Below are 14282 nucleotides of genomic sequence, written 5' to 3'. Positions count from 1 at the left end.
TAGCAATTATGAAATAAAAAAATCCTCAAAAAATGAGGATTTCGTAATTTTATAGTTCTTTGATCAGCACCCAGGCTTCTTTATTGTGCGTCTTTTGAATTTCTTTCATTTTATTCTGTGCTTCGGTATAACTGGCGAAACTTCCGTACAGTACCGGATACAATCCAAACTGATTCTGTTCCAAACGGATAGGTTCATACCCCAAAGCTTTCAGTTCGTTGAAAATTTTATCGGCATTAGCCTGATTACGGAACGAGCCTGCAACCACATGATACGGTTTTTTTGCGTTTTCCTTAATGTTTAAGGTAACTGCCGGCAGCGGACTTTCTATAAAAAACGTAGCCTCTTGTAGTTTGTGTTGTACTTTTTCCTGAACGGCTTTCTCCACCATTAGGTTTTCTTGAGAAATTTGTTGGTCGTACTGTACTTTATAAGCAGCGCCTCCCACTCCGAATGCCATTACGATTACTGCTGCGTATTTCAGGAACGAATAGTTTTTCTTACGCTCCGGTGTGAAAACAATCGGTGCTTTTTCTTCCAGTTCTTCTACTTGAGCTTTGAACACTTCGCGTTTTACAGCAGGAGAAACCACCGTGCTTAATCCGAAAGCATCTGCCAGATAATTTACAGCGCTGATTGGTTCAAAAACCCAGTTCCACTCGGAATTTACCGAAATGTCGCCAATGTTTTTTAATACCAAAACTTCTTTACGTTGCAACTGTTCAACCCAAAGCGCAACTTCGTTTTGAATGGCGGAAACCGCTTGGTCATAGGAAATCTTTTCCTGTAACGCCACGTGATTGGCCAGCAAACCGTCGTTGTTTTTTAAGTGCGGATTGAACGACACTACTTTTTTCGGTGGGAAAAACGTGTTGGAATCCGAAAGCAGCTGGGATGATTGGATTTCCGTTAAAAACGCACCGAAACCAGGTACGGTAACGCACTGATAGCGATATAATAAAGCGGAGATGTGGTTTTCAATCTTCATAGCTACAAATTTAATTATTCAATAGCCACCTCCAAAAATTATCAACAAATTTTATTAACAATCTGAATATTGTTTAAGTGATTAGGAGCGAATGGTTTAGGTTTTTTTGGCTTCTCTTTTCCCGTTTTTCGTTGCAATCTCCTAAGGGAGGATTTCCACTGCAACCGGGGCTATTTTGGAAATCATTTTAATTTTTGTAATCTTTTTATTTCAAATTTTATAAAAAATGAGTTTCTTTGAATTTTATTCTACGCCATGACCACATCCGATTTATTTTACACGTTGGCTTTACTGAAAGTCGAAGGAGTAGGCGACATCGTTGCCAAAAAACTCATCAACCACTGCGGTTCCGCCGAAAAAGTTTTTGCTGCCAAAAAGAAGCAGCTTCTCACCATAGACGGTGTTGGAGAGAAACTTTATCAAAAACTACAGAACAAAACCGTTTTCAGTTTAGCCCAAACCGAACTGGATTTTATAGAACAGCATAAGATCGCCTTCGATTATTATCAGGATTCATCTTATCCGGAACGACTTAAACACTGTATTGACGCGCCAACAATTCTTTTCAAATCAGGAAATTTTTCAACCGAAACAAAAAAAATAATCTCCATAGTCGGTACCAGACAAATAACGGGTTACGGAATCGATTTCACTCGTAAACTCATTGAAGAGCTTTCTGTCTTTGAACCGACAATTGTGAGTGGTTTTGCCTACGGGGTGGACATTGTTGCCCATCAGGCCGCAATAGACTGTGGTTTGCAAACCATCGGTGTTTTGGCGCACGGTTTGAACCAAATTTATCCGAAAACGCACAAGAAGTACATTCCAAAAATGGAACAAAATGGTGGTTTTCTCACGGAATTTTGGAGCTCGTCCAATCCCGAACGGGAAAATTTTGTAAAGCGAAACCGTATAGTAGCTGGAATTTCGGAAGCAACCATCGTTATTGAAAGTGCCGAAAAAGGAGGCTCGTTAATCACCGCGACCATGGCCAACGATTATAATCGTGAAGTTTTTGCCGTGCCGGGAAGAAGTACCGACAAATTCAGTCAGGGTTGCAATGCACTGATTAAAACACAGCGTGCCCATTTACTGGAATCGGCTTCAGATTTAATTTATATGTTGGGTTGGCAGCTGCAGAAAGTTGGTGATGCGAACAAGACTTCTACTGTGCAAAAGCAGCTTTTTGTTTCGCTAGAACCGGAAGAGCAAAAAGTTTATGAGTATCTGCAACAAAACGGAAAAGAAATGCTGGACCTAATCGCTTTAAAAAACCATATTCCAGTTTATAAAATGGCAACCATATTGTTTAATCTCGAAATGAAAGGTATTGTGCGCCCATTACCGGGCAAACTTTTTGAAGCGATATAAAATTAAAAAGCGTTCCGCAATGGGAACGCTTTTTTTAGTATCCTAATTTTTCTCGTACTCGAGCTAAAACACCATCAGCAACGCTATGGGCTTTTTCGGCACCTATTTTTAAAAGTCGGTCTACTTCTTCTAGATTATTGATGTAGTGGTTGTATTTTTCTCTTTCCGTTTGGAATTTTTCTACAATAACTTCAAATAACGCTTGTTTGGCATGACCATAACCGTAATTTCCTCCTAAATAATTGGTACGCATCACTTCGGTTTGTTCCGGTGTGGCCAACAATTTATATAAAGCAAAAGCGTTACAAGTATCCGGATTTTTAGGAGCTTCTAGTGGGGTACTGTCGGTAACAATCGACATCACCTGTTTGCGCAACGCTTTATCATCTAAAAAGATGTTGATGAAATTGTTGCGCGATTTACTCATTTTTTCTCCATCGGTTCCCGGAATGATCATGATGTTTTCTTCGATTGTTGCCTCAGGCAACACAAAAGTTTCTCCCATTTGATGGTTGAAGCGTGAAGCAACATCACGAGTAATTTCCACATGTTGTAACTGGTCTTTTCCTACCGGTACAAAATTAGCATCGTATAATAAAATATCTGCAGCCATTAGCATCGGATACGTAAATAACCCAGCGTTTACATCTTCCAAACGATCGGCTTTATCTTTAAAAGAATGGGCCAAGGTTAAGCGCTGGAATGGAAAGAAGCAGCTCAGGTACCAGGACAATTCTGCCGTTTGCGGAACGTCGCTCTGGCGGTAAAACGTAACCTTATTAACGTCCAAACCACAGGCAAGCCAAGCTGCCGCTACACTATAGGTATTCTCACGTAATGTTTTCCCGTCTTTAATCTGGGTTACCGAATGCAAATCGGCAATAAAAAGAAACGATTCGTTTTCGGGTTTTCCGGCCATTTCAATCGCCGGGATAATTGCTCCCAAAAGATTCCCTAAGTGTGGCGTTCCTGTACTTTGAACACCGGTTAATATTTTTGCCATTGTTTAAAATTTACGCAAAGGTAAAGGTTTTACTAAAATGTTGGAACCGAATTGTTATTTTTGAAGCTATGAAAGTTTTTAAAATCCTCTTCTGGACGCTTTGGCGTATTTGGTTTTACATCTTGGTGACCGTGCCAATCGTAATCTTGTTTCCATTATTGTTTCTTTCGATTGTTTCGGAACGAACGTATCCACAATTTTTTGTGTTGGCTCGTTTGTGGGCGCGCATCATTTTGTACGGAATGGGTTTCTATTACGTAGTGGAAAAGGAATACGAATTGGAAAAGCACAAAAGTTATATGTTAGTGGCTAATCATACTTCCATGATGGACGTTATGCTGATGCTGCTTTTGGTAAAAGACAACCCGTTTGTTTTTGTAGGGAAGAAAGAACTGGTAAACATTCCGCTTTTTGGTTTTTTCTATAAAAGGACTTGCATTATGGTTGACCGAAGCAGTTCGAAAAGTCGTTTTGCCGTTTTTGAGCGCGCACAGCGAAGAATCAATCAAGGATTGAGTATTTGTATTTTTCCCGAAGGCGGTGTACCGGAAGACGAAAGTGTTATGTTGGATGAATTTAAAGATGGTGCGTTCCGTATAGCCATAGAGCACCAATTGCCAATTTTACCAATGACTTTTGGAGATGTTAAGGAGCGATTCTCTTTTACGTTCTTTAGCGGAAGTCCTGGAAAAATGCGCATCAAAATTCATGAGCCAATTGAAACTTCAGGAAAAACATTGGAAAATAAAGCAGAAATCAAACAGCAGGTTCGACAAGTGATTTTAAATCAGTTGGAAGTTTTTGAAAGCAGCAAGTGATTTCAAACAGCTAAGTACTAAAAATAAAATAGGCACTCTAACCCAAAAGAGTGCCTATTTACGTTTCTAACCACCACGAAAGAAACTGACTTAACTAAAACTTAACTAACTAACTTTTAAAATTTATAACTGATTCCGGAATACAACCCTATGAAATACGGTTTGAAATTGTCGGATTCACTTTTAAATGTATTGATCTGATATTTAAACATTGGTTCGAAATTCACCTGAAGAGCTTTCATAAAATTGTAATGAAAACCTAAACCGGCGTTTGTACTGAAATGGATTCGGTTCAAATTGTTTGCCTCACCAATATGGATGCTTGTTTCAGCAGAAACCACACTTACACGGTTTTCGTTCAAAAACAAGGTACTGAATCCTCCGATAACATCGATTCCGAATTTTTTATTAAGCAATTTATAGTTTAACTGCATCGGAACCTCTACATAACTGATTCTGTGGTTGATGTCTCCAACAAAACGAGTGGTTACTATACCGCCACTGTCGTATGCAATTCCTTTAGGATCTGGGTTTTCCACCACAATTCCTGTGCCTGCACCATTGGGTGTAACGTGTTCCAAACCATTATTTCTATTGGAATGATAAAATGTAATGTCGTTGGTGTTGTATTCAAAGTTTACGGTACTTACTCCGGTTTGGATGGCCCATTTCTCGTTAAGAGCATATTTTACTCCGGCTCCGTAACTCATCTTGGTAAGATAACTTTTAGAGTTGTTGTCGAATTTGGAATCGATGGTCGAACCATACCCGTTCAAATTCATGTAAACAGGAGTTGTGCTTGAGGTTATGGTCCAACGGTCTTTGCGTTTAGTGTCTTTTTTGTCTTTTTCTTCAGTAGCTTCTTTTTCGCCTTTTTTCTCTGAATTTTTAGCTACAGTATTTTGTTTAACGGCAATTGAGTCTGAAGAAGAAAGGGCAGAATTAGTTGCTTTTTCATTCAAAGTGATCTTATCGGCACCTTTGCTGTTGACAATAAGAGTTTTAGAGTCTTTTTCAGAATTATTTTTAGCAGCGCTCTCGTTTTTAACCTCTGATACCACTGCTTTGTTTTTGTTTTTTTGAGTCAGGTGACGGTTGCCTGATTCGTAAGCGATTTTAGATTTGGCGTTGTTTTCATACAATAAATCACCGCTGTTGTCCTGAGGTTCATTTTTAATTCCGGGTTCCGTTTTGTGTGCTTCTTGATTAGCGGAATTAGCCAGTGTATATTTATTGTTTTCGTTTGATTTTACTTGAGCAACAGTTTGAGCATCATTAGTAATAATTTGCCCATTGTTTTGTAGTTTCTGATTTGAAGTGTTTTGTGTTTTCAATGCAGAAGAATCGCCAGAAACCGCAAGTGCTTTTTCCGATGCAAGGTGTTGATTTGCAGTTGCGTTTTTACCACTTACAATTGTTCCGTTATTTATCTTAGTATTACGTTGCAAAAAGGAAGCAGCAGTTGAGCCTCTCTTTACAGATTTTGCGGTTATGCTGTATTTGGCATCTCCATGCGATTTTCTTCCAGAGTTTTCTACTGCGTAAGCATTTGCTGTAGAAACCCCATTTGCAAAAGTTCCTCTTTTTGAAGAGCTGTTGTTTGATGTTGAGTTCTTGTTGTTTGATCCAGAAACAGTATTTGTTGAATAGGATGAGTAACTGTTTTCTTTTGCGGATACTCCATTAGAAGTACTTCCAGCTGTTGTTTCCCTCAGGGCATTCGAAGCATTAATAGTACCCTTGTCGGTAGCGGTGTTGGAAGAAACCGATTGGTTGTCAACCGCTGTCTGATCTGGATTAACTTCAGAATTGTTAGTTACTGTTTCCGAATCAGCAGTTGTAATGGTATTGTTTTTATCTGAACCGGCGGTCGTAGATTTAGTTTCTGGAGCGGTTCTTGACTTATCGTTTAAAAAGTGAATGCCTTTCTCAGAAACAGTCTCAAAAAGGAACAGTCCGATAAGCAAGGCCACAGCAGTACCTCCTAATTTCAACCATGATGGAAGAGAAGGCTGTGTTTTCTTGGTATCAGTACTTATTTTAGATTGAATGTTATTCCAAACGTGTTCGGGTGGAGCTACTTCAAAGTCTTTAAATTTTTCCTGAAAGAGTCGATCTATATTTTGTCTTTCGCTCATTTGTTCGATTGAATTTTTCTTTTTGCTTGTTGCGATTCAATTTTTTCTTTCAAAATCATTCGGGCACGTGCCAAATTCGATTTGGAGGTTCCGATAGTAATCTTCAGCATTTCTGCAATCTCTTTATGGGAATAATCATCTACCACATAAAGGTTAAACACTAGTCTGTACCGATCGGGGAGTTCCTGAATGATTGAAACCAAATAATCCATCGAAACAGAGTCTTCTTCAATATCTATTGTGGGCACATCGGGTATGTTTTCGTGAACAATTTCGAAAACCCCTTCGGTGCGGTAACGCTGAAGGATATTGTTAATAATGACTCTTTTTGCCCAGCCTTCAAAAGAGCCTTTAAATTCAAATTTGTGTATTTTTTCAAAAATCAGGATAAAACCATCCTGTAAATTGTCTTCCGCTTCAACGGAATTGCGGGAATATTTCAAGCAGACCCCGAATAATTTGGGAGCAAGAAGTCTGTACAGCTGTTCTTGAGCTGCAACATCGTTCTGCTGGCAATTATATACGATCTGATCTATACCCAAAACTTTAATTTTTACTGTGCTGTAACGTCATAGGTTAAAAACAAGTCGTTTCCGTTGGTGTCTTTCCCTTTCCAAAATTTTAATTTGTAATTACCTGTTGTTTCCGGGTGAAATTTCAAAACCTCAGTGGAAATATTGTTGCTTGTTAAAGGCCTGCAATTACCGTTGCCATTATTATGGGCAACTTTAGATTCCACAGCTATTGTTCGGGTGGAGCTGCTCATTTCAAAATAAAACTTATTGAATGAGTAACATTCCGTAGGGCGCACAAAACGCACTTTTATTGAGTTGTCTTTCCCAGCATTGATGTTTCCGGGAATTTCCACTTCGCTAACCGGTAACAATTCCAAGGTCACATCTTCACTCTCGCTGTCATTGCTGCAGGAAACATGAAACAAAGGAACAATTAGTAACAATAAAAACTTTTTCATTTAATAGTCTGTTAGTACTTATAGGATGCAAAAAAACAGAAAGGTTGCGTCTGGAAATAAAAAATCCCGAAAAAAATCGGGATTTTAAACTTAATTGTTATTTTCTTTGATGAGCTCTTTGATTTTTTGTTCCAATTCGTCCATCAATTCCGGATTGTCTTTAATTAAAGCTTTCACGGCATCACGACCTTGTCCTAACTTAGTATCGCCATAACTGAACCAAGAACCGCTCTTTTTGATGATTTCAAATTCTACGGCCAAATCCAAAACTTCGCCGGTTTTTGAAATTCCTTCACCATACATAATGTCGAATTCTGCGGTACGGAACGGTGGCGCTACTTTATTTTTAACGATTTTTACTTTAGTGCGGTTACCCAAAACAGTTTCCCCGTCTTTGATCTGTGTCGATTTGCGAATATCAATACGAACCGAAGCGTAGAATTTCAGTGCATTACCACCTGTTGTGGTTTCCGGATTTCCGAACATCACCCCGATTTTCTCACGCAACTGGTTGATGAAGAAAACGGTACAGTTGGTTTTATTAATAGTAGCAGTTAATTTTCTAAGTGCTTGTGACATCAAACGGGCGTGTAATCCCATTTTGGAATCACCCATTTCTCCTTCAATCTCACTTTTCGGTGTTAAAGCAGCTACGGAGTCAATTACTACTAAGTCAATGGCTCCCGAACGAATCAGGTTCTCGGCAATTTCCAAGGCTTGCTCCCCGTTGTCCGGTTGTGAAATGATCAGGTTGTCGATATCCACACCTAGTTTTTGTGCATAAAAACGATCGAAAGCATGTTCTGCATCGATAAAGGCGGCTAAGCCTCCCGCTTTTTGAGCTTCAGCAATGGCGTGTAACGTTAAAGTGGTTTTTCCCGAAGATTCCGGTCCGTAGATTTCTATAATTCTTCCGCGCGGGTAGCCGTTTACCCCTAAGGCTAAATCTACTCCCAATGAACCTGAAGGAATGGCATCTACTTCTTCAACGGCAGCATCTCCCAACTTCATTACCGTGCCTTTTCCGTAGGTTTTGTCTAACTTGTCTAATGTTAATTGTAAGGCTTTTAATTTGGCTTCTTTCTCTGAACTCATGGTATAAATTTTTGCTAAAAATAATGCTTTTTTTTGAGTTACCATGAAGATGTTATCAACAATTGAATATATTTTCAAGGCATTGATTGTTAGTGTGTTTGGAATTTATTTTAAAATGATTATTTTTGCAGCGGATTCTTCCATTTAGAGTCTTGAACATAATTTCTCACTTAACGTTTATAGCATGCAACTGTATAACACCTTAAGCGCAGAAGAAAGAAAAGAGCTAATCGATCAGGCAGGTCAACAGCGTCTTACTTTGTCTTTCTACCAATACGCGCACATTGAAAACCCTCAACAATTTCGTAACGATTTATTTTTAGCTTGGAACAGGCTGGATGCTCTTGGCCGTACCTATGTGGCTAAAGAAGGAATCAATGCCCAAATGAGCGTTCCGGCCGAAAATTTCGAAGCCTTTCGAGATACTTTGGAAGCGTATGATTTTATGAAAGGGATTCGTCTTAATGTAGCGGTAGAACACGACGACCATTCCTTTTTAAAATTAACGGTCAAAGTTCGAAATAAGATTGTTGCTGATGGTTTAAACGATGAAACTTTCGATGTAACCAATAAAGGTGTTCACTTAAATGCCAAAGCGTTCAACGATATTTTAGACGATCCAAATACCATCGTGGTGGATTTCAGAAACCATTATGAAAGTGAAGTAGGCCATTTCAGAGGAGCCATCACTCCGGATGTGGAAACCTTCCGCGAATCGTTGCCTATTATTAACGAGCAATTGCAAAATCACAAAGAAGACAAAAACCTGGTGATGTACTGTACCGGAGGGATCCGTTGTGAAAAGGCTTCGGCGTATTTCAAACACCAAGGCTTTAAAAATGTGTACCAGTTAGAAGGCGGAATCATTAACTACGCCAAACAGATTAAAGAAGAAGGGATCGAGAGCAAGTTCATCGGAAAGAATTTCGTATTCGATCACCGTTTAGGAGAAAGAATCACCAACGATATCATTGCACAATGCCACCAGTGTGGAAAACCGTGTGACAATCATACCAACTGTGCCAACGATGCGTGTCATTTGTTGTTCATTCAGTGTGATGCGTGTGCGGAAAAAATGGAAAATTGTTGTTCTACAGACTGTCAGGAAACAATCCATTTGCCATTAGTGGATCAAATCAAAAAACGTAAAGGATTACAAGTAGGGAATAAAATCTTCCGCAAAGGGAAATCGGAATCCCTGAAATTTAAAAAATCAGGTGTTTTGGAAGGCATTTCGTTAGCTGTTGCATCGGAGGATGAAGCACCGAAAAACATCCGTCAACGCATTAAAACCAAGAAAACGATCTTGGGCGTTGCAGAACATTATTTCACCAAAGCCGGTGTGGCACAATTTTCACTAACACACAACGAAATTAAAACGGGAGATAAAATTTTAATTGTTGGGCCAACTACTGGAAATCAGGAATTGATTGTAGAGGCAATGCGTGTCAACGGCCAAGACAATACGGTAGCAATAAAAGGCGATAAAATTACCTTTGCGGTTCCGTTCCGTGTTCGTTTGTCCGATAAATTATACAAAATTTTAGACTAAGTCTGTTTTAAAATACTAATACTAAACCTACTGCGTTTTATAAATGTAGTAGGTTTTTTTGTTTGCAAAATTTAAGAAGATTACAACTTTTCAGATTGTGGCTTTGCAAGTAAAAAATACTATCTTTACACACAAAACTTAATTACGAACCAAGTAGTCCAATTCAAGGACGACCACTATATATTCAAACTATGGCATGTACCAACTGTTCCACGGGTTCCAAGGACGGAACACCGCGCGGATGTAAAAATAACGGGACTTGCGGCACCGATAGCTGCAACAAATTAACGGTTTTCGATTGGCTTTCCAACATGAGTTTACCGGGAGGTCAGGAACCTTTCGACTGCGTGGAAGTTCGCTTTAAAAACGGAAGAAAAGAGTTTTTCAGAAATACCGAAAAGTTAACTTTGTCCATTGGTGACATCGTAGCCACAGAGGCTTCACCAGGTCACGATGTGGGAATTGTAACCTTAACCGGCGAGTTGGTAAAGGTGCAAATGAAGAAAAAAGCAGTGAATCCGGAAGGAGAAGTCCCTAAAGTGTACCGAAAAGCGTCTCAAAAAGACATCGACATCTGGAGTGAATCCCGCGACAGGGAAGAACCAATGAAAGTGCGTGCGCGTGAAATCGCTATCGCATTAAAACTGGAAATGAAAATTTCCGACATTGAATTTCAGGGCGATGCATCCAAAGCGACCTTCTATTATACGGCGAACGACCGTGTGGATTTCCGTCAATTGATCAAAGATTTTGCAAAAGAATTCAGTATCCGAATTGAAATGAAGCAGGTTGGTTTCCGTCAGGAAGCAGCTCGTTTGGGAGGAATTGGTTCTTGTGGCCGTGAATTGTGCTGTTCGACTTGGCTGACTGATTTTAGAAGTGTGAATACAGCGGCGGCGCGTTATCAGCAACTTTCATTGAATCCACAGAAATTAGCCGGACAATGCGGAAAACTGAAATGCTGTTTAAACTATGAACTAGACACGTATCTGGATGCTTTAAAAGGCTTTCCGGAAATGGACACCAAACTCTACACCGAAAAAGGAGACGCGGTTTGCCAAAAATTAGACATTTTTAAAGGGCTAATGTGGTTTGCTTATACCGATAATTTTGCCCATTGGCACGTGTTGCGCGTGGAGCAGGTAAAGGAAATTGTTGCGATAAACAAAGAGAAAAAACGCATTTCGTCTATAGAAGATTATGCGGTGGAAGAAACCCAATCGGTGGAGAAAAACTTCCAAAATGCGGTAGGGCAAGACAGTCTGACCCGTTTTGATCAACCAAAGAAAAAGAAACGCCCCAATAAAAAACGTCCGAATGCAACCGTAGAAAAAACAGACCGACCTCAAGGGGAACGAAAACCGCGTCCTGAAAAGCCACAAAGGCAAGAGCGTGGAGAGCGTCCGCAAAGACAGGAGAATCAGGAGCGTCCGGAACCAACCAATAAAAACAATGCTTCTGAGGAGCAAAAAAGAACTAAAAAACGATACAAACCTAATCGAAACAAACCGTCAAATGATAAAGATGCTTCCAAAGAATAAATTTTTCATTTTGGGATTTGCAGTTGTTTTTTCGCTGATTTCCTGTGATAAGCAAAGAGTTTTCGACGAGTACCAAAAAATAGACGGTTCTTGGCATAAAAAACAGAAGATTGCCTTTACCTTTGATCAGAACGATACGGTGCAACGCTACAATATGTTTGTTAACATTCGAAACAACAACGATTATCCGTTCAATAATTTGTTCCTTATTGTTTCCATGTTGCAGCCAAACGGGGTAACCAAGGTAGATACATTGGAGTACCAGATGGCAAATCCGGATGGTTCACTAATGGGTGAAGGCTGGTCGGATGTTAAAGAAAGCAAACTTTGGTACAAGGAAAACGAGAATTTTCATCAAAAAGGAAAGTATGTTGTGAGTATCGAACAGGCAGTTCGAGAAACCGGAAAAGTACCTGGAATGGAGCAACTTCCCGGAGTTTCTGAAGTTGGATTTAGAATTGAAAAAACAAAATAAGCATGGCTCAAATCAATAATAAAAAAGAAGATTTTTCACCGTACGTTAAAAAGTTCTGGAAACTGTTTTTTTACTGTTTTGGTGGTGTGATTTTATTTTTTCTTTTCGCCTCATGGGGGCTTTTCGGTTCGATGCCTTCGTTTGATGAATTGGAGAATCCGAATTCTAACGTCGCTACAGAGATTATTTCTTCCGATGGGGTAACCATTGGGAAATTCTATCTGGAGAACAGAACCCCGGTAAAATATGCAGAGCTTCCGGACCATTTGGTAAAAGCTTTAGTGGCTACGGAGGACGAACGTTTTTACGAACACTCCGGAATTGACAGTAAAGGAACCCTTCGTGCCGTTTTGAGTTTAGGAAGAAGTGGTGGGGCAAGTACCTTAACCCAGCAGTTGGCGAAGAACCTATTTCACGGAGAAGGATCGAAGTTTTTACCGTTCCGTATCATTCAGAAAGCTAAGGAATGGATTATTGCTACTAAATTGGAGCGTCAGTATACCAAACAGGAAATTATTGCCCACTATTTGAATACGGTGGATTTTGTGAATACTGCAGTGGGAATCCGTTCGGCTTCTAAAGTGTATTTCGGGAAAGAACCTAAAGATCTGACGGTGGATGAAGCGGCTGTGTTTGTAGGAATGCTTAAAGCTCCGTCTACGTATAATCCGAAAAAAAATCCTGAAAAATCCAGACAAAGAAGAAATGTGGTGTTGCACCAGATGGAGAAAAACGGATTTATAACCAAAGAGAAAAAAGAATACTTCCAAAGGCAACCGATCATTTTAAAATTTACACCTGAGAGTCATATTGAAGGAAGCGCAACGTATTTTAGAGAATATTTGCGTGATTTTATGAAAAAATGGGTGAAAGAAAATCCTAAAAAAGACGGTGATGGTGAATATGATATTTACCGTGACGGTCTGAAAATCTATACAACCATTGATTCCAGAATGCAGCAATATGCAGAAGAAGCGGCCTCAGAACACTTGGCTAATCTGCAAGAGGAATTTAACAAAAGACAAAAAGACAATCCAAACGCACCTTTCGTAGGTATTACACCAGAGGAGACCAAACTAATCATGGAACGATCCATGAAAAACTCTGAACGTTGGCGTATCATGAAAGAAAAAGGTTTTGAGGAAAGCAAAATCCTGAAATCATTTGAAGTACCGACAAAAATGCAAATTTTTACCTGGAAAGGAGAAAAAGACACTTTGTTGACACCGCGCGATTCCATTTTGTACTACAAGCATTTCCTTCAGGCCGGAATGATGGCCATGGAACCACAAACAGGTCATGTAAGAGCTTGGGTTGGTGGAATCAATTATAAGCACTTTCAATACGATCACGTAGCACAAGGGGCCAGACAGGTAGGTTCTACGTTTAAGCCATTTTTGTATGCTACTGCCATAGAACAATTGAAGATGTCTCCTTGTGACTCTATAGTAGATTCACCGTTTACTATGCCAAAAGGACGTTACGGGATCGATGCCGACTGGACGCCTAAAAACTCTACCGGAAATTATCGTGGTTTGGTAAACTTAAAATCTGCTTTAGCAAATTCCATAAATACCGTTTCTGCGAAATTGATTGACAAAGTAGGTCCTGAAGCGGTGGTGGACATGACCAAAAAACTTGGCGTTACCTCTAAAATTCCCGTTCAGCCTTCCATCGCTTTGGGAGCTGTGGATATCACTGTGGAAGAAATGGTTGCCGCTTTTAGTACGTTTGCCAATCAAGGGGTTTACATGAAGCCACAGGTAATTGTGAAAATTGTGGATAAAAACGGAGTGGTTTTATATGAACCGGCGCCGGAATCCCGTGATGTAATGAGTAAAGACATCGCCTATACCATGATCAAATTGATGGAAGGGGTTACCGAATACGGAACTGGTTCCCGTTTGCGCTGGGGAAGTGCACCGGAATCGGCCAGAGTTACCGGAGTTCCGTATAATTTAAGAAATCCGATAGCGGGGAAAACAGGTACTTCCCAAAACAATTCCGACGGATGGTTTATCGGGATGGTGCCGAATTTAGCCGCCGGAGTCTGGGTAGGGAATGAAGACCGATCCGCACATTTTGAACAGACCAATATGGGACAGGGAGCCACAATGGCCTTGCCGATTTGGGGAATCTTTATGAAAAAATGTTATGAAGACCCAAGTTTGAATGTTTCCCAAAAACCCTTTGAAAAACCGGAAAATTTCTCTATTAAGGTAGACTGTTGGACGCCTAAAAAAGCAGTGGTCGACAGTACAGCCGTGGAAGGGGATACTCAAACCGAAGAATTTGATTTTTAAGACTATGAGCGCCTTACCATAAGGC

General features: G+C 39.9%; 12 protein-coding genes. 6 read left to right on the top strand and 6 right to left on the bottom strand.

The features are described 5' to 3' along the window. Positions 1-49: 49 nt before the first annotated feature. Entirely contained in the window at positions 50-988 is a 939-nt protein-coding gene (locus LZZ90_RS02240) for an SPOR domain-containing protein (protein ID WP_237789050.1), read from the bottom strand. Between the two features lie 255 nt (positions 989-1243). On the opposite strand from LZZ90_RS02240, the gene dprA reads away from it, so the two are divergent. After that, positions 1244-2359 carry a DNA-processing protein DprA gene (dprA, locus tag LZZ90_RS02235; protein WP_237789049.1) on the top strand — a complete coding sequence of 372 codons (1116 nt, stop codon included), beginning with the start codon at positions 1244-1246 and terminating at the stop codon, positions 2357-2359. 34 nt (positions 2360-2393) lie between these two features. Here dprA and trpS read toward each other — a convergent pair whose 3' ends face one another. Beyond that, positions 2394-3362: a tryptophan--tRNA ligase gene (trpS, locus tag LZZ90_RS02230; RefSeq protein ID WP_237789048.1), complete on the bottom strand. Its 969-nt coding sequence runs from the start codon at positions 3360-3362 to the stop codon at positions 2394-2396. Positions 3363-3430: 68 nt separating this feature from the next. Here trpS and LZZ90_RS02225 point away from each other — a divergent pair, with 68 nt between their 5' ends. Beyond that, the gene (locus LZZ90_RS02225; RefSeq protein ID WP_237789047.1) at positions 3431-4180 is read left to right on the top strand and encodes a 1-acyl-sn-glycerol-3-phosphate acyltransferase; all 750 of its coding nucleotides are present in this window, start codon (positions 3431-3433) and stop codon (positions 4178-4180) included. Between the two features lie 116 nt (positions 4181-4296). Here LZZ90_RS02225 and LZZ90_RS02220 read toward each other — a convergent pair whose 3' ends face one another. The 4 genes from LZZ90_RS02220 to recA form a co-directional block, all read right to left on the bottom strand. Next, positions 4297-6318: an outer membrane beta-barrel protein gene (locus LZZ90_RS02220; RefSeq protein ID WP_237789046.1), complete on the bottom strand. Its 2022-nt coding sequence runs from the start codon at positions 6316-6318 to the stop codon at positions 4297-4299. After that, positions 6315-6860, bottom strand: a complete 546-nt coding sequence (locus LZZ90_RS02215) for an RNA polymerase sigma factor (RefSeq protein ID WP_237789045.1) — start codon at positions 6858-6860, stop codon at positions 6315-6317. The genes LZZ90_RS02220 and LZZ90_RS02215 overlap by 4 nt, the downstream gene beginning before the upstream one ends. Positions 6861-6871: 11 nt before the next feature. Then, positions 6872-7291, bottom strand: coding sequence for a hypothetical protein (locus LZZ90_RS02210; protein WP_237789044.1), 420 nt, complete (start codon positions 7289-7291; stop codon positions 6872-6874). Between the two features lie 90 nt (positions 7292-7381). Continuing rightward, the gene (gene recA / locus LZZ90_RS02205) at positions 7382-8386 is read right to left on the bottom strand and encodes a recombinase RecA (RefSeq protein WP_237789043.1); all 1005 of its coding nucleotides are present in this window, start codon (positions 8384-8386) and stop codon (positions 7382-7384) included. A gap of 184 nt (positions 8387-8570) precedes the next feature. Here recA and LZZ90_RS02200 point away from each other — a divergent pair, with 184 nt between their 5' ends. From LZZ90_RS02200 to LZZ90_RS02185, 4 genes are all read left to right on the top strand, one after another. After that, the gene (locus LZZ90_RS02200; RefSeq protein ID WP_237789042.1) at positions 8571-9938 is read left to right on the top strand and encodes a rhodanese-related sulfurtransferase; all 1368 of its coding nucleotides are present in this window, start codon (positions 8571-8573) and stop codon (positions 9936-9938) included. Positions 9939-10129: 191 nt separating this feature from the next. Further along, positions 10130-11479 (top strand): regulatory iron-sulfur-containing complex subunit RicT, encoded by a 1350-nt coding sequence (gene ricT, locus LZZ90_RS02195; RefSeq protein ID WP_237789041.1) that lies wholly within the window; start codon positions 10130-10132, stop codon positions 11477-11479. Further along, complete coding sequence (locus tag LZZ90_RS02190) at positions 11463-11954, top strand: gliding motility lipoprotein GldH (protein WP_237789185.1); 492 nt, start codon at positions 11463-11465, stop codon at positions 11952-11954. Before ricT ends, LZZ90_RS02190 begins: the two co-directional genes overlap by 17 nt. A gap of 2 nt (positions 11955-11956) precedes the next feature. Next, entirely contained in the window at positions 11957-14257 is a 2301-nt protein-coding gene (locus tag LZZ90_RS02185) for a penicillin-binding protein 1A (RefSeq protein ID WP_237789040.1), read from the top strand. The last annotated feature ends 25 nt before the right edge of the window (positions 14258-14282 follow it).

It is taken from the genome of Flavobacterium sp. SM15, from assembly GCF_022012335.1.
Taxonomy (GTDB): domain Bacteria; phylum Bacteroidota; class Bacteroidia; order Flavobacteriales; family Flavobacteriaceae; genus Flavobacterium.
The sequence above is the reverse complement of the archived record's forward strand: the minus strand, read 5'-3'. Positions and strand labels throughout refer to the sequence as shown.

What these genes read in the sequence shown, in the direction of transcription:
- LZZ90_RS02240 (WP_237789050.1), bottom strand. Translation starts at nt 988, where the DNA reads ATGAAGATTGAAAACCACATCTCCGCTTTATTATATCGCTATCAGTGC.
- dprA (WP_237789049.1), top strand. Translation starts at nt 1,244, where the DNA reads ATGACCACATCCGATTTATTTTACACGTTGGCTTTACTGAAAGTCGAA.
- trpS (WP_237789048.1), bottom strand. Translation starts at nt 3,362, where the DNA reads ATGGCAAAAATATTAACCGGTGTTCAAAGTACAGGAACGCCACACTTA.
- LZZ90_RS02225 (WP_237789047.1), top strand. Translation starts at nt 3,431, where the DNA reads ATGAAAGTTTTTAAAATCCTCTTCTGGACGCTTTGGCGTATTTGGTTT.
- LZZ90_RS02220 (WP_237789046.1), bottom strand. Translation starts at nt 6,318, where the DNA reads ATGAGCGAAAGACAAAATATAGATCGACTCTTTCAGGAAAAATTTAAA.
- LZZ90_RS02210 (WP_237789044.1), bottom strand. Translation starts at nt 7,291, where the DNA reads ATGAAAAAGTTTTTATTGTTACTAATTGTTCCTTTGTTTCATGTTTCC.
- recA (WP_237789043.1), bottom strand. Translation starts at nt 8,386, where the DNA reads ATGAGTTCAGAGAAAGAAGCCAAATTAAAAGCCTTACAATTAACATTA.
- LZZ90_RS02200 (WP_237789042.1), top strand. Translation starts at nt 8,571, where the DNA reads ATGCAACTGTATAACACCTTAAGCGCAGAAGAAAGAAAAGAGCTAATC.
- ricT (WP_237789041.1), top strand. Translation starts at nt 10,130, where the DNA reads ATGGCATGTACCAACTGTTCCACGGGTTCCAAGGACGGAACACCGCGC.
- LZZ90_RS02190 (WP_237789185.1), top strand. Translation starts at nt 11,463, where the DNA reads ATGCTTCCAAAGAATAAATTTTTCATTTTGGGATTTGCAGTTGTTTTT.
- LZZ90_RS02185 (WP_237789040.1), top strand. Translation starts at nt 11,957, where the DNA reads ATGGCTCAAATCAATAATAAAAAAGAAGATTTTTCACCGTACGTTAAA.